At 71.5% G+C, this 23,263-nt stretch carries 26 protein-coding genes; 14 read left to right on the top strand and 12 right to left on the bottom strand.

What is annotated here, in order from left to right; genetic code table 11:
* The first annotated feature begins 81 nt into the window (after positions 1 to 81).
* Positions 82 to 966 carry an acyl-CoA thioesterase gene (locus ACWDYJ_RS28950; RefSeq protein ID WP_451568538.1) on the top strand — a complete coding sequence of 295 codons (885 nt, stop codon included), beginning with the start codon at positions 82 to 84 and terminating at the stop codon, positions 964 to 966.
* 8 nt (positions 967 to 974) lie between these two features.
* On the top strand, positions 975 to 1,376 hold the full coding sequence (locus ACWDYJ_RS28945; protein WP_451568537.1) for a YchJ family protein: 402 nt from the start codon (positions 975 to 977) through the stop codon (positions 1,374 to 1,376).
* On the opposite strand, the gene ACWDYJ_RS28940 is transcribed toward ACWDYJ_RS28945, so the two are convergent.
* Complete coding sequence (locus ACWDYJ_RS28940; RefSeq protein ID WP_451568536.1) at positions 1,340 to 2,230, bottom strand: DUF6397 family protein; 891 nt, start codon at positions 2,228 to 2,230, stop codon at positions 1,340 to 1,342. The genes ACWDYJ_RS28945 and ACWDYJ_RS28940 overlap by 37 nt on opposite strands.
* Positions 2,231 to 2,356: 126 nt before the next feature.
* A complete protein-coding gene (locus tag ACWDYJ_RS28935) occupies positions 2,357 to 2,755 on the bottom strand; it encodes a roadblock/LC7 domain-containing protein (protein WP_042800536.1) in 399 nt (132 codons plus the stop codon).
* A gap of 106 nt (positions 2,756 to 2,861) precedes the next feature.
* Here ACWDYJ_RS28935 and ACWDYJ_RS28930 point away from each other — a divergent pair, with 106 nt between their 5' ends.
* Positions 2,862 to 3,299, top strand: coding sequence for a PPOX class F420-dependent oxidoreductase (locus ACWDYJ_RS28930; protein WP_451568535.1), 438 nt, complete (start codon positions 2,862 to 2,864; stop codon positions 3,297 to 3,299).
* Positions 3,300 to 3,327: 28 nt separating this feature from the next.
* Here the strand turns inward: ACWDYJ_RS28930 and ACWDYJ_RS28925 are convergent, their stop codons facing one another.
* The 5 genes from ACWDYJ_RS28925 to ACWDYJ_RS28905 all read right to left on the bottom strand — a co-directional run bounded on the left by ACWDYJ_RS28925 (position 3,328) and on the right by ACWDYJ_RS28905 (position 8,280).
* Positions 3,328 to 4,020, bottom strand: a complete 693-nt coding sequence (locus ACWDYJ_RS28925; protein ID WP_451568534.1) for a GTP-binding protein — start codon at positions 4,018 to 4,020, stop codon at positions 3,328 to 3,330.
* Complete coding sequence (locus tag ACWDYJ_RS28920; protein ID WP_451568533.1) at positions 4,020 to 4,400, bottom strand: DUF742 domain-containing protein; 381 nt, start codon at positions 4,398 to 4,400, stop codon at positions 4,020 to 4,022. The genes ACWDYJ_RS28925 and ACWDYJ_RS28920 overlap by 1 nt, the downstream gene beginning before the upstream one ends.
* A 17-nt stretch (positions 4,401 to 4,417) precedes the next feature.
* Entirely contained in the window at positions 4,418 to 4,861 is a 444-nt protein-coding gene (locus ACWDYJ_RS28915) for a roadblock/LC7 domain-containing protein (protein WP_451568532.1), read from the bottom strand.
* Positions 4,861 to 7,422, bottom strand: coding sequence for a sensor histidine kinase (locus ACWDYJ_RS28910; RefSeq protein WP_451568531.1), 2,562 nt, complete (start codon positions 7,420 to 7,422; stop codon positions 4,861 to 4,863). The genes ACWDYJ_RS28915 and ACWDYJ_RS28910 overlap by 1 nt, the downstream gene beginning before the upstream one ends.
* 78 nt (positions 7,423 to 7,500) lie before the next feature.
* The gene (locus tag ACWDYJ_RS28905; RefSeq protein WP_451568530.1) at positions 7,501 to 8,280 is read right to left on the bottom strand and encodes an MHYT domain-containing protein; all 780 of its coding nucleotides are present in this window, start codon (positions 8,278 to 8,280) and stop codon (positions 7,501 to 7,503) included.
* Positions 8,281 to 8,442: 162 nt separating this feature from the next.
* Between ACWDYJ_RS28905 and ACWDYJ_RS28900 the strand changes: the two genes are divergently transcribed.
* Positions 8,443 to 9,042: a class I SAM-dependent methyltransferase gene (locus ACWDYJ_RS28900; protein ID WP_451568529.1), complete on the top strand. Its 600-nt coding sequence runs from the start codon at positions 8,443 to 8,445 to the stop codon at positions 9,040 to 9,042.
* Between the two features lie 54 nt (positions 9,043 to 9,096).
* Here the strand turns inward: ACWDYJ_RS28900 and ACWDYJ_RS28895 are convergent, their stop codons facing one another.
* The gene (locus tag ACWDYJ_RS28895; protein WP_451568528.1) at positions 9,097 to 10,011 is read right to left on the bottom strand and encodes an oxygenase MpaB family protein; all 915 of its coding nucleotides are present in this window, start codon (positions 10,009 to 10,011) and stop codon (positions 9,097 to 9,099) included.
* A 133-nt stretch (positions 10,012 to 10,144) separates the two neighbouring features.
* On the opposite strand from ACWDYJ_RS28895, the gene ACWDYJ_RS28890 reads away from it, so the two are divergent.
* Together ACWDYJ_RS28890 and ACWDYJ_RS28885 are read left to right on the top strand one after the other, a co-directional pair.
* Positions 10,145 to 10,933: a hypothetical protein gene (locus ACWDYJ_RS28890; protein WP_451568527.1), complete on the top strand. Its 789-nt coding sequence runs from the start codon at positions 10,145 to 10,147 to the stop codon at positions 10,931 to 10,933.
* A 23-nt stretch (positions 10,934 to 10,956) separates the two neighbouring features.
* Positions 10,957 to 11,412, top strand: a complete 456-nt coding sequence (locus ACWDYJ_RS28885) for an SAM-dependent methyltransferase (protein WP_451568547.1) — start codon at positions 10,957 to 10,959, stop codon at positions 11,410 to 11,412.
* Between the two features lie 39 nt (positions 11,413 to 11,451).
* Here ACWDYJ_RS28885 and ACWDYJ_RS28880 read toward each other — a convergent pair whose 3' ends face one another.
* The 3 genes from ACWDYJ_RS28880 to ACWDYJ_RS28870 form a co-directional block, all read right to left on the bottom strand.
* Positions 11,452 to 11,997 (bottom strand): MOSC domain-containing protein, encoded by a 546-nt coding sequence (locus ACWDYJ_RS28880; protein ID WP_451568526.1) that lies wholly within the window; start codon positions 11,995 to 11,997, stop codon positions 11,452 to 11,454.
* Positions 11,998 to 12,019: 22 nt separating this feature from the next.
* On the bottom strand, positions 12,020 to 12,202 hold the full coding sequence (locus ACWDYJ_RS28875; protein WP_451568525.1) for a hypothetical protein: 183 nt from the start codon (positions 12,200 to 12,202) through the stop codon (positions 12,020 to 12,022).
* A 276-nt stretch (positions 12,203 to 12,478) separates the two neighbouring features.
* The gene (locus ACWDYJ_RS28870; protein ID WP_451568524.1) at positions 12,479 to 12,664 is read right to left on the bottom strand and encodes a hypothetical protein; all 186 of its coding nucleotides are present in this window, start codon (positions 12,662 to 12,664) and stop codon (positions 12,479 to 12,481) included.
* A 14-nt stretch (positions 12,665 to 12,678) separates the two neighbouring features.
* Between ACWDYJ_RS28870 and ACWDYJ_RS28865 the strand changes: the two genes are divergently transcribed.
* The 8 genes from ACWDYJ_RS28865 (at position 12,679) to ACWDYJ_RS28830 (ending at position 23,126) form a co-directional block, all read left to right on the top strand.
* A complete protein-coding gene (locus ACWDYJ_RS28865) occupies positions 12,679 to 14,034 on the top strand; it encodes a GAF domain-containing protein (protein WP_451568523.1) in 1,356 nt (451 codons plus the stop codon).
* A 55-nt stretch (positions 14,035 to 14,089) separates the two neighbouring features.
* Entirely contained in the window at positions 14,090 to 15,613 is a 1,524-nt protein-coding gene (gene exaC, locus ACWDYJ_RS28860) for an acetaldehyde dehydrogenase ExaC (protein ID WP_451568522.1), read from the top strand.
* 283 nt (positions 15,614 to 15,896) lie between these two features.
* A complete protein-coding gene (locus ACWDYJ_RS28855; protein WP_451568521.1) occupies positions 15,897 to 16,301 on the top strand; it encodes an FKBP-type peptidyl-prolyl cis-trans isomerase in 405 nt (134 codons plus the stop codon).
* A 343-nt stretch (positions 16,302 to 16,644) separates the two neighbouring features.
* Entirely contained in the window at positions 16,645 to 17,316 is a 672-nt protein-coding gene (locus ACWDYJ_RS28850) for a GNAT family N-acetyltransferase (protein WP_451568520.1), read from the top strand.
* Positions 17,317 to 17,461: 145 nt separating this feature from the next.
* Positions 17,462 to 20,014 (top strand): valine--tRNA ligase, encoded by a 2,553-nt coding sequence (gene valS / locus ACWDYJ_RS28845; RefSeq protein ID WP_451568519.1) that lies wholly within the window; start codon positions 17,462 to 17,464, stop codon positions 20,012 to 20,014.
* A 392-nt stretch (positions 20,015 to 20,406) separates the two neighbouring features.
* Complete coding sequence (locus ACWDYJ_RS28840) at positions 20,407 to 20,715, top strand: hypothetical protein (protein WP_451568518.1); 309 nt, start codon at positions 20,407 to 20,409, stop codon at positions 20,713 to 20,715.
* A gap of 112 nt (positions 20,716 to 20,827) precedes the next feature.
* The gene (locus tag ACWDYJ_RS28835) at positions 20,828 to 22,711 is read left to right on the top strand and encodes a hypothetical protein (RefSeq protein ID WP_451568517.1); all 1,884 of its coding nucleotides are present in this window, start codon (positions 20,828 to 20,830) and stop codon (positions 22,709 to 22,711) included.
* Positions 22,704 to 23,126 (top strand): hypothetical protein, encoded by a 423-nt coding sequence (locus ACWDYJ_RS28830; protein WP_451568516.1) that lies wholly within the window; start codon positions 22,704 to 22,706, stop codon positions 23,124 to 23,126. The genes ACWDYJ_RS28835 and ACWDYJ_RS28830 overlap by 8 nt, the downstream gene beginning before the upstream one ends.
* Before the next feature lie 48 nt (positions 23,127 to 23,174).
* Here the strand turns inward: ACWDYJ_RS28830 and ACWDYJ_RS28825 are convergent.
* On the bottom strand, positions 23,175 to 23,263 hold an 89-nt coding region (locus ACWDYJ_RS28825; protein WP_451568514.1), incomplete at its 5' end, for a TerD family protein.

The raw sequence follows: 23,263 nt of genomic DNA, 5'->3' as shown, positions 1-23,263 counted from the left end.
CCCGACCCCTGTTTCCCGCCCGCTCCGCCAGACCCCTGCATCCCGCCGGCTCCGCCCGGACCTGACAGTGGAGAACCTCTGATGACGAACCCCGCCGAGAGACTGGTCGATCTGCTCGACCTGGAGCAGATCGAGGTCAACATCTTCCGGGGCGCCAGCCCGCAGGAATCCCTCCAGCGCGTGTTCGGCGGACAGGTCGCCGGCCAGGCGCTGGTGGCGGCCGGCCGCACCACCGAGAGTGAGCGGCCGGTGCACTCGCTGCACGCGTACTTCCTGCGCCCCGGGATCCCCGGGGTGCCGATCGTGTACCAGGTGGAACGGGTGCGCGACGGGCGCTCCTTCACCACGCGCCGGGTCACCGCCGTCCAGCAGGGCAAGACCATCTTCAACCTGACCGCCTCCTTCCATCACCCGGAGGAGGGCAGCATCGAGCACCAGCTGCCTCCCCGCCTCGACTTCCCCCACCCGGACACGCTCCCGAAGGTCGTGGACGAGATCCGCGAGCACCTGGGCGCGCTGCCCGAGGCACTGGAGCGGATGGCCCGCCGTCAGCCCTTCGACATCCGGTACGTGGACCGGCTCCGCTGGACCCCCGAGGAGCTCAAGGACGCCGATCCGCGCAGCGCGGTGTGGATGCGGGCGGTCGGCCCGCTGGGCGACGACCCGCTCGTGCACACCTGCGCCCTCACCTACGCCAGTGACATGACCCTCCTCGACGCGGTGCGCATCCCCGTCGAACCCCTGTGGGGCATGCGCGGTTTCGACATGGCCTCCCTGGACCACGCCATGTGGTTCCACCGGCCGTTCCGGGCGGACGAGTGGTTCCTGTACGACCAGGAGTCGCCCATCGCGCACGGCGGCCGCGGTCTGGCCCGTGGCCGCATCTACGACCTGGAGGGCAGGCTGCTGGTCTCGGTGGTCCAGGAAGGCCTGTTCCGCCCGTACCCGTCCGCCCCCAAGAGCTGAGCAGGTCCATGCCCACCCCCTCCCTCCCCTGCCCCTGCGGGCTGCCCGCCGCCTATCCGGCGTGCTGCGGCCGCTTCCACTCCGGCGCCGGGCAGGCGCCCACCGCCGAGGCGCTGATGCGCTCGCGCTTCAGCGCCTTCGCGGTCGGGGACACCGCCTACCTGCTGCGCTCCTGGCATCCTTCGACGCGCCCGGACCGGCTCGAGCTGGATCCCGGGCAGCGCTGGGAGCGGCTGGAGATCCTCGCCACCGAGCGCGGCGGGATGTTCGATACGCAGGGGTCGGTGGAGTTCCGCGCCCACTACCGCGAGGGCGGGCACACCGGCTCACTGCACGAGCACAGTTCCTTCTCCCGGGAGGGCGGGGCCTGGGTCTACGTCGGCCCCCTCTCCCCCGTCGAGTTCGACTGACCTCGCGCCCCGGTCAGGGCGAATTCCAGGCTGGTGCGGTACCAGTGGACCTCCTCCGGCGACTGGGCCCGCAACAGCCGGTGCGCCACCGCGGCGGCCGCCGGGACCTGCGGGTGGCCGTAGGGCGGGGGCGGTGCGAGAGCGGCCAGTACGATCCGCTCCTCCGGATCCGGTACGGCCGCCCGCACTTCCTCCTCGGGGAGCGCGGAGGCCAGCACGGCCGCCCGCTCCCACGGATCGGAGGTTCGTCTCAGCAGCAGGCCCACATGCCGGGCCCGCCACCCGCGCGGGCGCAGATCCGCCTGGGCTGCCATCAGCTCCCGGTCATCGGGCGTAGCCATCCCGCGCAGTGTCGCCGGTTCCCCGGCGGCGAACTCCCTCAGTTCCGCGGTCAGATACAGCCAGACGACGACGCGGTAGCGGTTGATCCGGTAGCCGACGGGCGTGAGGTGTCCGCAGCGCGCGAGGCGGGTGAACCGGCTCGGCCCGGTCCCGAGAACCTTCGCTCCCGCGTCGGCGCCGGCCACGGTCTCGACCTGGGCCCGCAGGCTCTCGGGGAAACCCTCGGCCGCCCGGACCCGCTCCAGCTCGGACCGGGTGAAGCGGGCCGCTCCGCCCGGCGCCCGGGGGCCGGCGCGGACCAGCCCCAGCTGTACGGCCCGGGCGAACTCAGCGCGCCCGAGGCCCAGTTGCCCGGCGGCCCGGACACCGCCGAGCAGTGGCTCCGGCCGCATGGGCACCCGTAGATCCACCCCGGACGACTCCGCCACCGCAATCGGAACGGGCACCACGGCCGGCAGCGGCGACGTCTGCACCGGCGCCGACAGCGGCAACCGGGCGGCGGCGTCCGTCACCGGTCGCGTACATGTCCTCGTATCCACCTTCATCACAGTCCTCCCCCACGAGCGACGATCACTCTGTGCAAGGACCGTAACCCAGAGCGACATCACCCCGCGAGGCCTGTGGATAACTTCGGGAAGTCAGCCCCCTGTGATGCGCCGCTCGGCGACGCCCAGATGCTCGCCGACCCGGTTGACCAGCAGCGTCATCTCGTATGCCACCTGTACGATGTCGGCCTCCGCGGCGCTCAGCGCGCACAGGCAACTGCCCGAGCCGGCCGCCACGACGAAGAGGAACCCCTCGTCGTACTCGACCATCGTCTGGCGCACCTCACCCGCCCGGAAGTGCCGCCCCGACCCCTTCGCCAGGCTCTGCAGCCCGGCCGCGACGGCCGCGAGATGCTCCGCGTCCTCCCGCGCCAGTCCGGCGCTCGCCGCCGTCACCAGCCCGTCGTTCGACAACACCACGGCGTGCCTGACCTGTTGGACTCTTCGTGTCAGGTCGTCCAGCAACCAGTCGAGCTGCTTGTCCAGTGCCATTTCCAGCCCCTCCCCGTCGACGCGGCCGACATGGCCGCGCCCCACCCCGCGTAGTCGTGGCGCAAGCCTTCCCCACCAGGGTCTTTCCGGCAAGGAGGATGGACCCATGGCACAGAAGATGACTCAAGAGGAATGGCCGGCCTTCGTCTCGCACTCCACCCGCACCGGCAAACTGTCCACGGTCCGCGAGGACGGAAGCCCTCACATCGCTCCCATCTGGTTCGTTCTCGACGGAGATTCCTTCGTGTTCAACACTGGGGAGAACACCGTCAAGGGGCGGAATCTGGCCCGTGACGGCCGGGTCGCCGTGTGCGTGGACGACGACCGGCCGCCCTTCTCCTACGTCGTCCTCCAGGGCCGGGCCAAGACCTGCACCTACGCCGAGGACCCGGAGACGATGCTCCGCTGGGCCACCAGGATCGGCGCCCGCTACATGGGCGAGGACCGCGCCCAGGCCTTCGGCCGCCGCAACGCCGTGCCCGGCGAACTCCTCGTCCGGGTCTCCATCGACAAGGTGATCGCGACGGCAGGCGTCGCGGACTGACCGGTAGCCCGAAAACCGATCCAGCCCCTCACACGGGGCCTGTCTGCGGTCCCACCGAGTCGAGCAGCCGGGCGGTGTGCACCCGCCCGGCGTACTCGACCAGCCTGATCAGCACTTCCTTCCCCGAGTCCTTGTCCCGCGCGTCGCACAGCACGACCGGCGTCCCCTGGTCCAGGTCCAGCGCCCGCGAGACCTCGGGCGCCCCGTAACGCCGGGCGTTGGCGAAGCAGTTGACCGCCACCACAAAGGGGATCCGCCGGTGCTCGAAGTAGTCCACCGCCGGGAAGCAGTCCTCGAGCCGCCGGGTGTCGGCGAGGACCACCGCTCCGAGCGCGCCCTGCGACAGCTCGTCCCACAGGAACCAGAACCGGTCCTGACCCGGCGTCCCGAACAGGTACAGCGACAGCCCGGACCTGATGGTGATCCGCCCGAAGTCCATGGCCACGGTCGTCGTGGTCTTCTGGTCGACCCCGCCCGTGTCGTCGACCAGTTCGCCGGCCTGGCTGAGCGACTCCTCCGTCCGCAGCGGCCGGATCTCGCTGACGGCGCCGACGAGCGTGGTCTTCCCGACACCGAAGCCACCGGCCACGAGGATCTTCAGGGCGAGCGAGGCCAGCTCCTCCTCCGCCCCGGAATCCGCCCCGGAATCCGCCCGCCCCGCCTGCCCTGCTTGCCCTGCTTGGCCGGCCTGCCCCGCCGGTCCGTTGTCGTGCAGTCCCATCACAGCGCTCGCAATCCTTCGATGACTTCCCGCAGAATCCGCTCGTCCGGCAGCTGCGCGGGCGGTACCGGGCGGCTGACCTTGACGTGCCCCGCCTCCAGCAGGTCCCCCAGCAACACGCGCACCACACCCACCGGCAGGTCCGCGTCCGCGGCGAGTTCCGCCACCGACTGGGTCTCGGAGCGGCACAGTCCGAGCAAGGACCGGTGTTCCGGGCCGAGCAGCGCCTCGTCCGCCGCCTCGGAGGCCGCCGGGTCGACCACCACGAGCGCGATCAGGTCGAAGCGGACCCCATGGGGCCCGGGCTTCGTACGCCCGCCGGTCATAGCGTACGGACGGACGAGCGGGCCCGCTTCGGCGTCGTACCACTGGCCGTTCATGTGCCGGACCGCCGCCCTCAACCGGCTGCCGGCGGGCGCACCGCGAACCGGGGCGGGGTGTACAGGTGCTCGCCGACCCGCTTGACCAGACGGGCCATCTCGTACGCGATCAGCCCGATGTCGGCGCCGGCCGTGCTGAGGACGGCCAGGCAGGAACCGTCTCCGGCGGCGGCGACGAAGAGGAACCCTTCGTCCATCTCCACCATCGTCTGGCGCACCCCGCCGGCCTGGAAGTGCCGGCCCGCGCCCTTGGCGAGGCTGTGGAAGCCGGAGGCCACGGCCGCCAGGTGTTCGGCGTCCTCCCGGCTCAGCGCACTGGAGGAGCCCACCGCCAGCCCGTCGTTGGACAGGACCACCACGTGCCGGACTTCGCGGACCCGCCTCACCAGGTCGTCGAGCAGCCAGTCCAGTTCGCCGGACCGGCGGACGCCGTCGAGGTCGATTCTCTGGTCCTCGATCATCACACTTCTCCTTCGCTGCCTGCGTGAGGGGAGTTCTCCTGTGTGCCGCGCGCCCAGCCGGCCCGGTAGGCGGCCATCCGGTCGCGGGCCTGCTCCGGGGTGCGGCCCGCCGGCTCCTCGGGAAGCCGAGCACCGGCGGGGGCCTGGGCCGGGGCCTCGCGCAGCTGCGGAACGAGGCTGGCCTGGCGTACCCGGCGCGGCAGTTCGGTCACCGAGCCGACCTGGGCGGCCGGGGCGGCCGGGGTGGGCGGGGCGGCCGGGGCGGGTTGCGTACGGGCGACCGCGCCGCCGGTGCCGCGCGGCCGGAGGGAGGCCACCGGGGCGGGGCGGGGCTCCTGCGGCTCGGGGTCCGGCGCGAGGGCGGGGGCTGGGGCGGGGGCTGCTGGGGCGGAGGCTGGGGCCGCCGCTTGTGGCGGCTCCGGGCGGTCCTCGGGCTCCGGCCCGACGGCGGGCGGAGCCGTGATCGCGCCCTGCAACAGGGAGGTGGGCAGCAGTACCACCGCAGTGGTGCCACCGTAGGGTGACGTGCGAAGGTGCACTTTCACACCGTGCCGGGCCGAGAGCCGACTGACCACGAAGAGCCCGAGGCGGTCGCTGTCGAAGAGATCGAGGGCCTCCGACTGCTCGATCCGGCGGTTGGCCTCGGCCAGTGCCTCGCGGCCCATGCCGAGGCCGCGGTCCTCGACCTCCAGGACGTACCCGGCGCCGACGGGCTCACCGCTGACCCGGACCTTGGTGTGCGGCGGGGAGAACTGCGTGGCGTTCTCGATCAGTTCGGCGAGCAGGTGGGTGAGGTCCGCGACGGCCCCGCCGACGACGGCGGCCTCGGCGAGCCGGCGGACCTCGACGCGCGGATAGTCCTCGATCTCCGAGACGGCGGCGCGTACGACGTTGGTCAGCGGGACCGGCATCCGCCACGCCCGGCCCGGGGCAGCGCCCGACAGGATGATCAGGCTTTCCGCGTGCCGGCGCATCCGGGTCGTGAGATGGTCCAGCCGGAAGAGGTCGCCGAGTTCGCCCGGGTCGTCGGCGCGCCGTTCCATCGAGTCGAGCAGGGTCAGCTGCTTGTGGACCAGCACCTGGCTGCGGCGGGCGAGATTGACGAAGACTCCGCTCACTCCGCTCGCGAGTTCGGCGCGCTCGACAGCGGCGGTGAGCGCGGCACGGTGCACCGTGGACAGGGCCTCGCCGACCTGGGTGATCTCGTCCTCGGCGGGCGGGCCGGGCGGGGCCTCCGCGTCGACGTCGATGTCGACGGCCTGCCCTGCCCGGAGCCTGTCCATGGCGTGCGGGAGCTTGCTGTGGGCGATCTCCAGGGCGGTGTTGCGCAGCGAGACCAGCTCCACGACCAGGACGCGGCCGATGCGGACGGAGATGACGAGAGTGGCCGCGACGGCGGCGAGGCCGAGCAGCACGGCGGCGCCGGCCGGGCCGAGTGCCCCCTCGGCCAACGGGTCGGCGCGGTCGACGGCTTCGGCGTGCGCGGCCTGCCGGACCTCCCGCATCGAGGCGCTGACGCTCGTGTAAGCGGCCTCCCAGCCGGCGGGCGCCCCGTGCGCCTCCTGCCCCGGGGCGGCCAGGGCCCGGTCCTCGGCGCCAGTGAGGTCGGCGTAGGCGGAGCTCGTCGACACGGCCTGCCAGGCAGCCTGTTGGGGGGCGGGCAGGTCGCGGGCGGCTGCGGCGGTCACCGCGCGGCGGGTCTCGACGGCGCCGGTCAGGCGACGCAGTGCCTCGGTGGTGCGCGGCCCGGTGACGGCGAGCAGGGCGTCCTCGCGGGACAGTAGTTCCGCGGCGCGGGTGAATTCCAGCAGGACCCGGGCGTCGGGGCCCAGTTCGGCGTCCCGGCCACCGGAGAGGGCGCCGTCGACCGCGAGGGCGGAGTCGACCACGCGGGTGTACGTCTCGTAGGCGCCGTCCGGGGTCGCGCGGCGGTCGCCGATGTCCTTGCGGGCCGCGCCGAGCGCCTCCGCGGCAGTGACGAAGGCACCGAGCCGCACGACCACGTCGGTGCGGTAGTCCCCGGAGTCGGCGACGGTGTGCCGGTCACCGAGCCGGAGCCGGCGCACGGCGTCGTCGGTGCGGCGGGCCTGCTGCGCCAGCGCGGAGCCCTGCTCGGCGGCGGGATCGGCCAGGAAGCGTACGGCGGCCCTGCGTTCCGCCTGGAGCTCGAAGAGGGCGGCGGCGACGGGGGTGCGTATCTGGGCGTCGACCTGTTGGACGCGGCTGAGCCGGGCGATGTCCTGGGCGGTGCTGACGGTGGCGAAGGCCCAGAGGGCGAGCAGCGAGACCACCGGGACCATCAGCAGCGAGATGATCTTCGCGCGGACGGTGGCGGGCCGCAGCCGGATCCGTGGCCGGGCGTCGCCGGCGCCGGCGGTGGCGGCGGCGGCGGCGCGAGCAGCGCCGTCCGCGGCCGTGGCGGGACGCGGGGTCCGTGGCCCGGCCGGTTCCTCGGCGGGGGGCCCGGCGTGCGCCCGGCGGCCGGTCCCCCTGCCGTGGCCGCCCGCATGGGCGGGCAGCCTCGACGCGGCCGCTTCCGGTCTGGTGCGGGGTGTGCGCATGGGTTCCTCGTTCCGGGGCGTGCGTACGGATTGAAGGGATGCGGGGGGCGCAGGGGGCTGGGCGGGGCCTCCCGGGGCTCAGCCGGCGGGCACGGCGCCCTCGCCGAGGTTGTGGGCGGAGGCGGTGGCGGCGCGTTCGTGCGCGGTCGGGGAGAGCGCGACGAAGGCGGCGGTCACGAAGAGGTACGAGCCGAGCCCGACCGCGAGCGGGAAGATGAACTGCGTGGCGGTGGCGCCGGACAGCGCCGCGTCCGAGGGGGCGACGCGAACGGCGACAGCCTTCATTCCGGTGTAGTGCATGCTGCTGACGGCGACGCCCATGACGAACGAGGCGACGGCGACGGCCGCGGGCGACTTGATGTTGAGCGCGGCCCAGAGCGCGGCGGTGGCGGCGACGACGGCGATGGCGACCGAGAGGCCGACGACGAGCGGATCGTAGGTGATCTCGCCGTGCAGGCGCAGGGCCGCCATGCCGAGGTAGTGCATGCTCGCGACGCCGAGGCCGGTGGTCAGGCCGCCGAGGACGAGGGCCCGGCCGCGGTCCTTGCCGTAGCCGATGGCGAAGACGCCGGCGCCGACCACGAGCATGGCGACGAGCAGGCTGAGGAGGGTCAGCGGCACGTTGTAGTGGATCTCGGTGCCGGTGACGTGGAAGCCGAGCATGGCGATGAAGTGCATCGTCCAGATGCCGGTGCCGATGGCCGAGGCCGCGGTGAGGAGCCAGTTGCGGCGGGAGGATCCCGTCGCGGCGAGCGCGCGGACGGTGCAGCGCAGCCCGAGGGCGGCGCCGATCGATGCCATCACATATGACAGTGCGGGTGTCAGCCAGCCATAGGCGGCGTGGTCCAGGTGTCCCATGGCCACCGGACGCTAGTCCGGGTGAGTGCACGAACAAGGGGAGCATTTCGAAAGCCGCTGGAACTGCTGGAATATGACAGAGATACGTTCGTCTTCGATCGCACCGCGTGCCACCTTGCGCACGGTCCGCAGGCGCACCGAGCCGTACGAGATCATGGACGCATGAGCGAAGACCACACGCACGTGCAGGAGTTCTTCGGGGCGCGCGCCGCCGACTGGGACCGTAAGTTCCCGGCGGACGAGTCCGCCTTCGCGAGGGCCGTGACCGAGTTCGGCCTGAAGGCCGGGGACAAGGTGCTCGACGCGGGCTGCGGCACCGGACGGGCGCTGCCCGCCCTGCGCGCGGCCGTCGGACCCTCCGGAACGGTGCTCGGCGTGGACCTCACCGAGCAGATGCTGGCCGCCGCCCAGCGGGCCGGACGCGGGGCAGCGGCCGCGCTGCTGCGTGCGGACGTGACCCGGCTGCCGCTGCGCGACGGCGCCCTCGACGCGGTGTTCGCGGCAGGCCTGATCGCACACCTGCCCGACCCGGCGTCGAACCTGCGCGAACTCGCCCGCGTGGTCCGCCCCGGCGGCCGCCTCGCGCTGTTCCACCCGATCGGGCGCGCCGCGCTCGCCGCGCGCCACGGCCGCGAGCTGACCCCCGACGACTTGCGGGCGGAGCGGAACCTCGGCCCACTGCTGTCCGGTGCGGGCTGGGACCTGACCTCGTACGCCGACGAGGACGACCGCTTCCTGGTGCTGGCGGTACGCCGCGCCTGACGGCGGAGGAGGCCGAAGGATGCCGACAGGGCCGACAGGACCGACAGAACCTGGCTACGTGGGCGGCTGGGCGTCGGCTCCGGCCGGGCGGCGGGGATGCGGCACGGGACAGCCTCCCGAGCCGGGCACCGGGAACGTGCCGAGCTCGCCCACGTCGTAACCGCCGCGGTAGCTCTTGATCTCCGGGTTCTGGCGGGCGTAGTGCGGGACCTTGCGCGGGGGCAGCAGCCGGACCGCCCGGCCCCGCAGCCGCAGGGCGCCGCGGACCAGCCGCTGGACGCCCGGGCGCGGGCTCTCGTAGCGCAGGGCGCTCAGCAGTGGCTCGTCGAGGAGGGCGAGGCTCGCGCCGCGCACGGCCGGGGCGAGCGGCGGCGGGTACCAGGAGGCCATCAGGTCGAGGGTGGAGTCGGCGACCCTGCGGCCGCCTTCGTCCCAACCGAGGTGGGCGTCCTCGTAGGCGTTCAGGGTGGCTTCGAACTCCTCGAAGGAGCCCGGGATGTCCTTGATGCCCAGATGGCGGCCGAGCGTGGCGTAGTAGTTGGCGCAGGCCCGGCGCTCGTGGTGGGTCAGCGGGCGCCAGCCGTAGGCGTCGATCCACCGTGCGGGAATCACCACGAACGTGCACAGGACGTAGCGCATGTCGTCGTCGGAGATGTCGTACCCGCGGTGCATCTGGTTGACGCGGCGGATGGCGGTGCGCGCCGTAGGGCTGTCGAAACCGTGCTCCACGACCGCGTCGAGGAGCAGCGCGGTGTCGTCGTAGCGCTTCTGGGTGCGCTCGGTGAACTCGGCGGTCTCGGCGAGCAGGCCGCCGATGGTGGGGACGGCGTAGGTCCTGAAGAGGGCGAGCTCCAGGGCCCTGGTGAAGTCCCAGGGGAACTCGTAGGTGGCGGTGAGCCGGTAGATGGCCAGGAAGTCTGTGTCGGGATCGAGCCGGAGGATCTCCCTCAGCCGGTCGTAGCGCTGCACCGGTGTCCTTTCTGTGGCGGGTGCCCAACTCTACGTGTACGTAGGGACCTTGGAAATCGGCACCCGTGGGCTCTCGACGCGCGTGTTACCGGCTGGTTAAGGTGCGCCGACGAGAGAGCGATCGGGAGGTCACGTGTCCGACGAGGAGGACGGGGGCTCGCTGTACGTGCTGACCGCCGTGCTGCTGACCCCCACGCAGTTCCCGGCGGTCCTGGGCGACGACTTCCCGCAGGCCTGCGCCCTGCTGGGCGTACGGCCGGTCGCCGACGGGTACGGGCTGGTGCTCGGGCAGGACGAGGAGGGTGCGCGCTGGACGGTCGTCGTGGACGACGTCTCGCTCGTGGCCGCCGCCATCGCCTCCTGGGACTGCGGGATGGAGTACGACCTGTCGCCCGACGAGCGGACGATCGTGGCCTCACTGGCGGGCTGGCCGCTGGAGCTGACGGTGGCGACGCCGGGGATACCCGAGCCGCACGATCCGGAACAGGGCGCGGACGGCACGGGACGGGTGCCGCTGACGCCGCCCTCGGCGGACGCGTGGGGTCCTGTGCAGCGGCGCATGGGCGCGGACCAGATCGCCCGCGAGTGGGCGGACTGGCGCGAGCGGGTCGCCACGGACGGTGGAGCGGCAGCCGCCGCGCACCCGGGACTCGCGCGGGCGCTGAAGGAGGCGGTGGGGTACACCCGTCAGGCGCCGCCGCCGGGCCGGGTGCGGTCCTCCTTCGCCGCCGAGGGCGCGCGGACGCTCCGGGCGGACGGGCCCGGCTGGTCGCTGGTGGCCCGGACCGACGACACGGCCTTCGTGCTGCTGGACGAGGAACCGGGCGAGGTCCTCGTGGTCCCGCACGGCGGGGAGACCGAGCTGCCGGACCTGCCGGACCTGCTGGCGGCGTTGGAACGCGTCGCCGCACGGCCGGCCTGAACAGGAGGGGAGACACCGTGGTGGTGGAGTCGCAGGCAGTGGGCGTGGTCGTGGGAGGCCGTACGGAGGTGGTGGACGACGACTGGGGGCGCGAGTCTGCCGTGATCCGGCTGGACGCCGAGCGGTTTGGTCCTGAAGCGCTGTACGGGCTGGAGGACTTCTCGCACGTCGAGGTCGTCTACCACTTCGACCGGGTTCCGGTGGAGAAGGTCGAGACGGGTGCGCGGCGCCCCAGGGGCAACCCGGACTGGCCCCTCGTCGGCATCTTCGCCCAGCGCGGCAAGAACCGTCCGAACCGGCTCGGCGTCTCGCGGTGCCGGGTGCTCAAGGTGGACGGTCTGGACGTGCACGTGGAGGGCCTGGACGCGGTGGACGGTACGCCGGTGCTCGACCTCAAGCCGTACATGGCGGAGTTCGGGCCTCGCGGCGAGACACGGCAGCCGCATTGGGCCACGGCCCTGATGCGGGACTACTACTGACCCGCTACCGCCGCTGCCGCCGCCCGCACCCGGCCGACCTCAGACGCGTTCGAGCGGGACGTACGGGGGCGCCGGGAGGGTGACGGTGATGGGGTCGCCAGGGCGGATGGTGCCTCCCTGGTGGACCACGCCCATGATCCCGGCCTTGCGTATCAGCCGGCCCTCCTCGTCCCTGCCGACGACCTGCTTGAGCAGTCCGCCCTGGAAGTTGTCGATCTGCAGGCACGGATTGCGCAGACCGGTCACCTCCACCACCGCCTCCTCGCCGAGGCGGAGCAGCGTGCCGGTGGGCAGAGCGAGCAGGTCTATGCCTTGCGTGGTCACGTTCTCCCCGAGCTGGCCCGGCTCGACGCTGAAGCCAGAGCCGGCCACCTCGTCGAACAGTTCCCGGTGGATCAGGTGTACCTGACGCAGGTTCGGCTGGGTCGGGTCCTGCGCCACCCGCGAGCGGTGCTTGACCGTGACACCGGCGTGCACGTCCCCCTCGACGCCGAGCCCCGCGAGCAGCGTGATGCTCTCCCGGTTGGGCTTGGTGAACGAGTACACGTCGTTCCTGCTGACCGCCGCGACCTGTGCGGTGTTCATGAGAAATACCCCCTTGCCGCCCTCAGCGGCCGAGCTGCTTCCTGGACATACCCCGCAGACGACGCCGCTGGGACGGATCAAGCAGGAGGTACCCGATCGCGGGCACTCCGATCAGGACCGCCAATCCCGCCCAGAAGCCCAGCACCCAGAACACTACGACGGCTGCCGCAACCCCGGCAACGGCAATCTTTCCGCTCTTGGACATCTACGGACACCTCTTCTGCGTCGGCTGTCGCCTCCTGCTTACTGCCTACTCAACGCGCCAGTGCGACCACGCGTTCCCGGCCTCGGCCGGGGTAGTGCCGGCCGCCCCGTAACCCCGGTAGTCAAGTTTGAGGATGCTCTTCCGTGATCCGTCGGGGCCGCCTGCCCCGGGAATCAGCGGCCCGGCATCCGGTCGCGCGCGAAGGCTGGGTCCAGGCCGGTCCGGCACCGCGCCAGGTGTTCTCGGCGCCGTCACCCGCCGCGCCTGCCCGCACGCTCAGGCGGGTCGGCGGCGGCGCTCGCGGTGCTGGAGGCGGAGGACCCCGACGACGCGGACGACGCGGAGCAGGCCGAAGTCGGCCCGTAGTGGCGGTTTCGACGCGGACTGGCCGACGTAGCGCTTGTGGGGGTCCGGGGCGCGCACGACGATGGGGGGCGCTCCGCGTACCGCGGCACAGGGCATCACGGGAGGGCGACATGGGCGATCCGTCGTTGGCGTTGCCGGGCGGGGCCGATCCCGTCGAGCGCACGCGGGTCCTGCGGCGGGCGCACGCCGCGTTCACCCGGGAGGGGCGGGTCGAGGCCCCGGTCCGGGCGGTGATCGCGAAGTCCTGGCGGCGGTGCGCCCGGGCCCGGGTCAGCCCGGAGTGCGCGCCTCGGCTGGAGCTGGCGGAGGCGGAGCTGCGGGCGTACCGGGCGCAGCATCCGCTGGCCCGGGTGATGCCGCTGTTCCGGGAGCTCGTAGGGGCGTTCGCGGCGCACGGGGCGCATCTGCTCGCGGTGTGCGACGCCCGGGGCGGGCTGCTCTGGGTCGAGGGAGAACCGGCCACCCTGCGACGGGCCGAGCGGCTCGGCTTCGTACCGGGTGCCCGCTGGGCGGAGACGGCGATGGGAACCAACGCACCCGGCACGGCGGTCGCGGTCGGGGAACCGGTACAGGTCTTCGGCGCCGAGCACTTCAGCCGCCGGGTCCACCCCTGGACGTGCGCGGCGGCCCCGGTCCGCGATCCGCGCACCGGCCAGGTGCTCGGCGCGATCGACATCACCGGCGGCGACGGACTGGCCCACCCCCATTCGCTGGCCTTCGTACAGGCGGTGGCGCGGGCCGCCGAGGCCCAACTGGCCCTGCTCGAACCGGCGTCGGCCGCCGACCGCGACACCCTCACCGCGCTCGGCCGCGACGAGGCGCTGCTGGTGCTCGGCGGCCGACATATCCCGCTGGGGCGGCGGCACAGCGAGATCCTGACGCTGCTGGCGCACCACCCCGAAGGACTGTCCGGGGAGGAGCTGGCGTTCGCTTTGTACGAGGACGAGTCGGTGTCAGCTGTCACATTGCGCGCTGAAATATCACGGTTGCGCGGACTGCTGGGCGCGCGGAACCTGCTCTCCCGCCCCTACCGGACCGCCGTGCCGCTGGAGGCCGACTTCACCGCCGTGACCCGGCACTTGGCAGCGGGCGCCGTCTCGGCCGCGCTCGCCCGGTACGCGGGACCCCTGCTGCCGGCCTCCGGCGCGCCCGGCATCGTCCGGTTGCGGCGCCGCATCGATGACCAGGCGCGGGCCGCCGTGATCGCGCGGGCGGACGCGGGGCTGCTGACCGACTGGGTGTGCGGCCCCTGGGGCGCGGAGGACCCGGCGGCGTGGCGGGCCCTGGCCGAAGCCCTGCCGCCCGAAGCACGCCCCGCCGCGCTGGCCCGCGTACGCTCCCTCGACGCGGAACTCGGCGGCGGGCCGCCCGCGCTGCCGCCCCCGCCCCCGCCCCCGCTCCCGCTCCCGCCCCCGGCGCGGCCGCGGACGGGGCGTGCAACGTATCCGCAACCTGCCCGCTCCTAGCCTCCTCCCCGAGCGCTGTCCGACGGCGGCCGGCGCCCGGCAAGGGGAGGACACCATGGCCCGTTACGCTGCGCCCGGTACCGAAGGCGCGCTCATGTCCTACGCGTCCCGCTACGACCACTTCATCGGCGGCGAGTACGTCGAGCCCGCCCGGGGCCGGTACTTCGCCAACCCCTCCCCCGTCACGGGCCTGCCCTTCACCGAGGTCGCGCGCGGCACGGCCGAGGACGTGGAGCGCGCGCTGGACGCGGCCCACGCGGCGGCGCCCGCCTGGGGGCGGACCTCCGTCACCGAGCGGTCCACCATCCTGCTGCGCATCGCGGACCGGATGGAGCAGAACCTGGAAGCCCTCGCGGTGGCGGAGACCTGGGAGAACGGCAAGCCGGTCCGCGAGACCCTCGCCGCGGACATCCCGCTCGCCGTCGACCAGTTCCGCTACTTCGCGGGCGCGCTGCGCGCCCAGGAGGGAGCGCTCAGCCAGCTCGACGAGGACACGGTCGCGTACCACTTCCACGAGCCGCTGGGCGTGGTCGGCCAGATCATCCCGTGGAACTTCCCGATCCTGATGGCGGTGTGGAAGATCGCTCCGGCGCTGGCGGCCAGCAACACGGTGGTCCTCAAGCCGGCCGAGCAGACGCCCGCTTCGGTGCACTACTGGCTGAGCCTGATCGTGGACCTGCTGCCGCCGGGCGTCGTCAACATCGTCAACGGCTTCGGCGAGGAGGCGGGCAAGCCGCTCGCCTCCAGCCCGCGCGTGGCGAAGATCGCTTTCACCGGGGAGACCTCCACCGGACGCCTGATCATGCAGTACGCGGCGGAGCACCTCAAGCCCGTCACCCTCGAACTCGGTGGCAAGAGCCCCAACCTCTTCTTCGACGACATCTGGACGACGGACGACGACCTGCGCGACAAGGCCCTGGAGGGCTTCACGATGTTCGCCCTCAACCAGGGCGAGGTCTGCACGAGCCCGTCGCGCGCGCTGATCGAGCGGGGCCGCTACGGCGACTTCCTGGACGCCGCCGTCGCCCGCACCGAACTCATCGTCCCCGGGCACCCGTTGGACACGGACACGATGATCGGGGCGCAGGCCTCCGAGGAGCAGCTGAAGAAGGTCCTCTCGTACGTGGAGATCGGGCAGCGGGAAGGCGCGAAGGTCCTCACGGGCGGCGCACGCATCGACCACGGCGGCGAACTGGCGGGCGGCTTCTACGTCCAGCCGACCATCTTCGAGGGCGACAACCGCATGCGGATCTTCCAGGAGGAGATCTTCGGCCCGGTGGTCTCGGTGACCTCGTTCCAGGACTTCGACGACGCCGTCCGCATCGCCAACGACACCGCGTACGGCCTGGGCGCGGGCGTCTGGACGCGCGACATCAACACCGCCTACCGCGCGGGCCGCGCGATCCAGGCCGGCCGCGTGTGGACGAACTGCTACCACGCCTACCCGGCCCACGCCGCCTTCGGCGGCTACAAGCAGTCCGGCATCGGCCGCGAGACCCACAAGATGATGCTGGAGCACTACCAGCAGACGAAAAACTTGCTGGTCAGCTACTCCCCGAAGAAGCTCGGCTTCTTCTAGAAGTTGAGCACGGTGCCTGACCTCCAGGGAAGATCCGGACCATTCACGGACCAGCGCGCCGGTCCACCGCGCATACCAGGAGACACTGGCCGTCATCTCACTGCGCCCCGCTCGCCGTCCACGGCCCAGGCGATTCGATTGACCGAAAGCACAGTGATGGACGTGTGGCCGGGGTGTGCTCTGGGGATCGGCATTCTCGGTAGCGTGACCATCTGCTGCATGGAGTGTCCATGTGTCCGGCTGGTCCGTGCGAGGGCTTCCGACGGAGAGTGATGAGGCGGCAATGAGTGAACTGACGAAGCCCGAGGTCGACGTTCCGGAGGGTGACGCTCCTACCGAGCTGACCATCCGGGACTTGGTCGTCGGGGACGGGGCTGAGGTGAAGCCGGGCATGGTGGTCAAGGTCCACTATGTCGGGGTGACCTTCGAGTCCGGGAAGGAGTTCGATGCCTCCTGGGACCGGGGCCAGCCGTTCAAGTTCGCCCTGGGCAGTGGCAAGGTCATCAAGGGCTGGGACCGGGGGGTGAGGGGGATGAAGGTCGGCGGTCGGCGCGAGATCATCGTTCCCCCGCGTCTCGGCTACGGCAATCAGTCGCCCTCGCCGTTGATCCCGGCGGGCTCGACCCTGGTTTTCGTGGTGGACCTGCTGGACTCGTTTTCCAGCACAGCCGGGTGGAGCAACGCCTAGTGACAGATGCGTACATGAGCCACGTGCCGGAGGTCTGCAGACGCCCCCCGCCCATATCCCGTCCGCCGACGTAGCCGGTCCGCATCCCGTAGGAAGCGATGGAATTGCCGGCCAGGCCACAAGCCGACAGCTGTTGGGCAGAGCGCGGGGGCGACGCGTAACCGTCCTCGGCGAGCCAGCGTGCGTGAGTCCCCGGGCCTCCCCCCACGTCCAGGATCCGGGCCGGCGCCGGAGGCAGACGGCTCCGCAGCCGATGGTTGCACGACAAGACGGCGAGGCAGCGCTGCCTCCATTGGGTGTAACCCGAGTGGCCGGGCGAGTGGCACCGTGGAGAGACTGGATCGTGCTGATCGACTATTGGCCGCTGCTCGGTCTGCGGCTGACGACGCCCCGTCTGGAGCTTCGTCTGCCCGGACCGGACGAGCTGGCGGAACTGGCTGATCTTGCGCACGATGGCGTCCACGACCCCTCGCTCATGCCGTTCAGCAGTGGCTGGACCGACTTGCCGGGGCTCGGAAGGGCGCGATCCGTGGTCCAGCATCACTGGCTACGGCTCGGGAACTGGAGACCCGAGGACTGGTCTCTGAACCTGGCCGTCTTCCTCGGCGGCCGGCCCGTGGGCATACAGGCCCTGGCGGCCAAGCGCTTTTCGCTGGTCAGAGAGGTCAACACCGCGTCGTGGCTCGGGCTGCCGTATCAGAGCCAGGGCATGGGTACGGAGATGCGGGCTGCCGTGCTCCACCTTGCGTTCGCCGGACTGGATGCCGAGGAGGCGACAACCGGCTCGTTCACCGACAACGCCGCCTCGCTGGCGGTATCCAGCAAGCTGGGCTACGTCCCCGACGGTATCGAGCGCCGGATTGTGCGAGGCGAGGTGGTCATCTTGCAGCGCCTGCGGCTTCCTCGCTCGCTGTGGCGGGTAGCCCTGGCGAAGGAAATCGAGATCACGGGGCTCAGTCCTTGCCTGCCACTGTTCGGCCTCCTCCCGCCCGAGGATGTGCCTTCCCCTCCTTGAACACCCTCACCGAGCCGCTGCCACACGCACGGACAGCCCGACACATGATCCGAACATCACTCATGACGGTTAGCCGGATGTGGCTTGAACTGCTCTATTCCGTAAGGGAATTACCGACCCGCTCAGACCGATACCATCTAGCGTCATGACGACCGCATCTCCTCGCCAGGGCGTACCCGACAAGCCCACACTCGACGGCCTCGAGGCCAAATGGGCTCCGACCTGGGACGAGCAGGGCGTATACGTATTTGACCGCACCGCGCCACGCGAGCGGGTGTACTCGATCGACACGCCCCCGCCCACCGTGAGCGGCTCCCTCCACGTCGGACACGTGTTCTCGTACACCCAGACCGACGCGCTCGCCCGCTTCCACCGGATGCGCGGCAAGGCGGTCTTCTATCCGATGGGCTGGGACGACAACGGCCTGCCGACCGAGCGCCGGGTCCAGAACTACTTCGGCGTCCGCTGTGACCCCTCGCTGCCCTACGATCCGGACTTCACCCCGCCGGCCAACCCCGGCAAGCAGCAGATCCCGGTCTCCCGCCGCAATTTCATCGAGCTGTGCGAGCGGCTCACGGTCGAGGACGAGAAGGTCTTCGAGAGCCTGTGGCGCCGACTGGGGCTGTCCGTCGACTGGAACCACACCTACCAGACCATCGACGGCCGGGCCCGCTCCATCTCGCAGCGGGCCTTCCTGCGCAACCTCGCCCGCGGGGAGGCGTACCAGGCCGAGGCTCCGACACTCTGGGACGTGACCTTCCAGACGGCGGTCGCCCAGGCCGAGCTGGAGGACCGTGAGCGCCCCAGCGCCTATCACCACCTGCTGTTCCGGTCAGAGGCCGGTCCGGCGGTGGAAATCGCCACGACGCGGCCCGAGCTGCTGCCCGCCTGCGTGGCCGTCGTGGCGCACCCGGACGACGCGCGCTACCAGAAGCTCTTCGGTACCACCGTGCGCACGCCTGTCTTCGGCGTCGAGGTGCCGGTGGTGGCCCACCGGCTGGCCGACCCCGAGAAGGGCACCGGCGCGGCCATGATCTGTACGTTTGGTGACACCACCGATGTGGTGTGGTGGCGTGAGCTCGATCTTCCGACGCGGTCCGTGATCGGTCGCGACGGCCGCTTCGTACGCGAGGTGCCGGCGGTGCTGGACTCCGAGGCCGCGAAGGCCGCGTACGCGCAGCTCGCCGGAGCGACCCCGCACACGGCCCGCGAGCGGCTGGTGGAGTTGCTGCGCGCCGAGGGCAGCCTCGTCGGTGAACCGCGGCCCTTCAACCACATGGTCAAGTTCTACGAGAAGGGCGACAAGCCGCTCGAGATCGTCACCAGCCGCCAGTGGTACCTGCGCAACGGCGGGCGGGATGCCGCCCTCCGGCAGAAGCTGCTGGAGCGGGGCAATGAGCTGAGCTGGCACCCCGACCACATGCGCAACCGGTACCAGTCGTGGGTGGAAGGGCTCGCCGGGGACTGGCTGATCAGCCGGCAGCGCTACTTCGGCGTGCCCGTGCCGGTGTGGTACCAGCTGGACTCCGATGGCAACCCCACCGACGAGCTGATCGTGCCGTCGGAGGAGTCACTCCCCGTGGACCCGAGCAGCGACGCTCCGCCCGGGTTCACGGCGGACCAGCGCGACGTACCCGGCGGCTTCACCGGTGATCCGGACGTGATGGACACCTGGGCGACGTCCTCCCTGACCCCGCAGATCGCCGGCGGCTGGGGGTACGACGAGGACCTCTTCCAGCGGGTGTTCCCGATGGACCTGCGCCCCCAGGCCCACGAGATCATCCGCACCTGGCTCTTCTCCACCGTCGCCCGCGCCGAGCTGGAGCACGACGCGCTCCCCTGGGCCCACGCCGCCATCAGTGGCTGGATCCTCGACCCGGACCGCAAGAAGATGTCCAAGTCCAAGGGCAACGTCGTCACCCCGCTGGACCTCCTGGACCAGCACGGGTCGGACGCCGTTCGGTACTGGGCCGTGTCCGCCCGCCCGGGTACGGACACCGCGTTCGAGATCGGCCAGATGAAGATCGGCCGACGTCTGGCCATCAAGATCCTGAACGTGTCGAAGTTCGTACTGGGCCTCGGTGCGGCCGAGCGTCGGACCGCCGTGACCAACCCACTCGACCAGGCGCTCCTCGCGCGGCTCGCCGATGTCGTGGACGAGGCGACGGCCCAGCTGGAGGCGTACGACTACGCCCGCGCGCTGGAGACGATCGAACGGTGCTTCTGGGCGTTCTGCGACGATTACGTCGAGCTGGTGAAGAGCCGCGCCTACGGCGGAGGGGGCGAAGAGGCCGCGGCCTCCGCTCAGGCGACCCTGTCGACGGCCCTCTCGGTGCTGCTGCGACTCCTCGCGCCGTTCGTGCCGTTCGCCACCGAGGAGGCGTGGAGCTGGTGGCAGCAGGACTCGGTGCACCGGGCTCAGTGGCCCAGCGGAACGGAGCTGCGCGAGCTGTCCCTGAAGGGCGACCCTCAGCTCCTGGACGTCGCCGCCGACGCCATCGCCGCGATCCGGAAGGCCAAGAGCGCGGCCCAGGTTTCCATGCGGGCCGAGGTGGCCACGGTGACCGCCCGCGGGCCGGCCTCGCTGCTGGCGACTCTTCGCCAGATCAGTGCGGACGTGCGATCCGCGGGAAACATCGCTGACGTGGAACTCGAAGTGGCCGAGAGCGAGCAACTCCAGTACGAGATCACCATGTAGTCGAAGCAAAACCCATGACGGCGTTGCCGACCCTCACGCGAGGCGTCGGCGGCGCCGTTCCACTTTCAGCCGCGGGACGGTCTGCCGTTCGGCCCGCTTCAGGGCAGCTCCCGGTAGAAGGTTTCGGCCATGTCGGGTAAGACCGCCCAATGCACTGCACAAGGCACAGATGTTCGTACTAGAGTCTCCGCTCTGTGACGGTCAGTCACCACACAATGCGGGCATCCGAACAGCGAGAGACCGAACGGCTCCCCTGCTGACACGTCACGAGTACCACTCCGCAGCGTGTCTGGATCCACCAGTCCCTGCGGTCGACTTGTGGGAAGGCGCCTGTGCAAATCGCGGTGCAAGACCCCGGAAAGAGCGCCACGTACATACTCGACCCTGAGCTGTTGGGCGAGTTCACGGTCGAACCGGCACGGCTCGGTGAGGGCGCCGACGTCGTGTTCGTCCTTCCGTCCGAGACACTGTGCGAACAGGTCCCCGTCATCGCGGGCAGTGGCTCGACCAATCCCTCCATCCTGATCTCCGACCCCGACCGTGACCGGCGGTGGCTGCTGACCCGCTCCGATCTGGAGCGCTTCGCGGCCGACCATCAGCCGCCGGCCGACGCCGTCTGGTTCTCGATGCCCGACGCGAGCGCCGGAATCTACGCCGCGGTCCCCCTGTTCCGCCGCGCTCTCGTGCAGAACAGCTCCTGAGCAACAGGCCCGCGGCAGCACCGGCTGCCGCGGGCCTCGGCCGCCCTTGATCCGGCCCACCTCACGAGGGACTTCGACAATGGACAGGGTTCGAGTATTTCCCGCACGGGCCATGGCGCCCCAGATCCAAGCCGACGCGCGGTGGGTCGCCGTCGATGCCGCCACCCGCCAGGCGTACATCCTCTCCGGCAAGGACCGGGAATGCGCTTTGCTGTCCTGGATCGCGCGGGGCCAGGGACGCGAGGCGAACGAAGAGTTCACCGCGGCCGCGATGACCCTCGGCATTTCCGACGCCTGGGGAAGTCCGGAGCCACCCAACTTCCTTGCCCACTACCGCCGCCTCAACCTCGACTATCCCTTCCTCGACTACAGCGTCGAGACGAGCCACGAAGCCGACCGCGCCCTCATGGACGGCTACGCGGCACACGAAGCGCCACCACCCGTCACGACACCGCGCCCCGGAGCAAGCACTGCCCTGCCGCAGACCTCGCTCCCCGTCGGGAATTCCAACCCTCCCAGCGCTGGTCTTCTGGCCGCGTGGCTGGCGTCGGCGGGCCGGATCACCGGCTGCCGTCACGGGCGGCACGGTCCCATCGTCCTCAAGACCAGTCCGTCCGGCGGCGCCCGGCACCCCACGGATCTCGGCGTGATCGTCGGCGACGCATGGCCGGCTCCCCTGCGGGGCTGTTGGTGGTACGACGGCGAGCAGCACGCGCTCGTACGCGCCGAGGCCGACCTGCCTGTGGAGGTGGCCATCCCTCCGTTCGGGCTCGCCTTCGTCCTCTCCAGCCATGTTGAGCGGGCCATGTGGCGCTACCGGGATGTACGGGCCTTCCGGCCGGTCCTCATCGACGCCGGCCACGTTCTCGAAACGCTGGACCTGGCGCTGCGGTCCACCGGGTGGTCCACCGCCTGGCTTCCGCTACCGACGTTCACCGGCCCCGACCCCGTTCTGGGTGTACTCGTCGCCACGCCAGAACCGGCCGCTGTGAAGGCCGGGTTACTACCGGCGGCCCACCCCGGATCCGCGGACGCGGACGCGGACGGCGAGTACCGCACCAACCCGTTCCTGTCGCTCATACCGCGAGCCGATGGCCTCTACGCCCAGGTGCACTCCGAATCTCAGGACCTGACCGCACTGACACCGGAGGCGGTCACAGCACTCGCCTACGCCAACCCCAGCACGCGGGGTGACCGGCCGTCCCGGCCGGCCGAGATCTGCGAGAGCAGTGGGGCGCCCCTCGGGGAGGTGGAGAAGCTGGTGGCCGCGCGGGCGCTTCTCCCCGCAGTCGAGGCCATGGCCCTCTGGGACCGGGCACAGCCGTGGATCGAGTCCGGCTGGTTCCCGTCTCTGCTGGTTCATGCCGACGCGGCTGGTGAAGCCCGCCTCCACGGACTCCAGGCGACGACCACGGCTGACGCCGAACCGCCCCTGCCCTGGTCCCGGCTGCCCGCAGCCCTGGCCGCGCGCCGCACGCACCGCGCCTTCGCCCAACGGCCCGTATCCGCGTCGACGTTGGAATCCCTGCTCCGGATCCTGACGACCGTACGGAGCGAAGTCCGGTTGAGCTTGCTGCACCCGAGCGACGTCCTGGACCCGGGCACGTATCGGCGCGACGGCGAGGGCTGGGTCCGCGTGGGAGCGGCGCCCACCCCCGACGACATCCAACGTGCCGCCATCGGCCAGTCCTGGACAGCCGGTATATCAGCGGTCGCCTGGCTCGTCCCCCACCCTGTGAACCAGGGTGTGGTGGCCTGGGAGAACGCGCTCATCCAGTGCGGACGCGACGCACAGCGCATCGCACTGGGACTCGCCACCGATCCGTCATGCGGCGTCTTCCAGAGCCCGGCCCTCGTCGAGCACCTCCTCACACCGCTGACCGGACTCGGCGAGAACCACGACGGCGCCTATCTGGTAGGCGTGGGAGCCCGGAAGACCCAACCCGACGACCCGCCTCTGCCCTCCAGCGCACGTGGGGGTGGACGCGATGACTGACAGCACCCCATGGGTCGCCCTCGAACGAGCCGATGGAACATGGGATGTTGTCGACAACGCCACGAGCACGGCATACCGGGTCGACAGCAGCCTCGGTGCGCGGCTGTGGCAGCAGGACGAACTCTGGCCCCTCCCACTGCACCAGGTCCTCGGTACGGTTACCGGTCCGGCTGCCTCTGCCGGCACTCCGGAGGAGATGCCGTTCGTCGACCTCTCGCTCGCGGGCCGCGTGGTCCGCTACCGCACCGCCGACGCGGCCGCGCTGCACGGGCTCCGCAGCGGACTGAGGGCCGCACTCCCCCAGCGTCGGAGGACAGCGGACGTTCTCGTACAGCTCGGTCCCGAGGCTCGAACCGATCTGCTGCACCGCTCGACCGCCTTCTCGGTTCCGCCCGCCGCCTACCGGGTCACGTGACTGCGGGCGGGCCGGGGTGAATCCGGGCCGCCCGCATCGGCTGTCGCGTCAGACGCCGAAGTCGGCGGTGATGCCGGCCAGGCCGGAGGCGTAGCCCTGGCCGACCGCGCGGAACTTCCATTCGTCGCCGCTGCGGT

The sequence above is a fragment of the Streptomyces sp. NPDC003042 genome, assembly GCF_053591315.1.
This window is presented reverse-complemented; position numbering and strand designations above follow the sequence as displayed.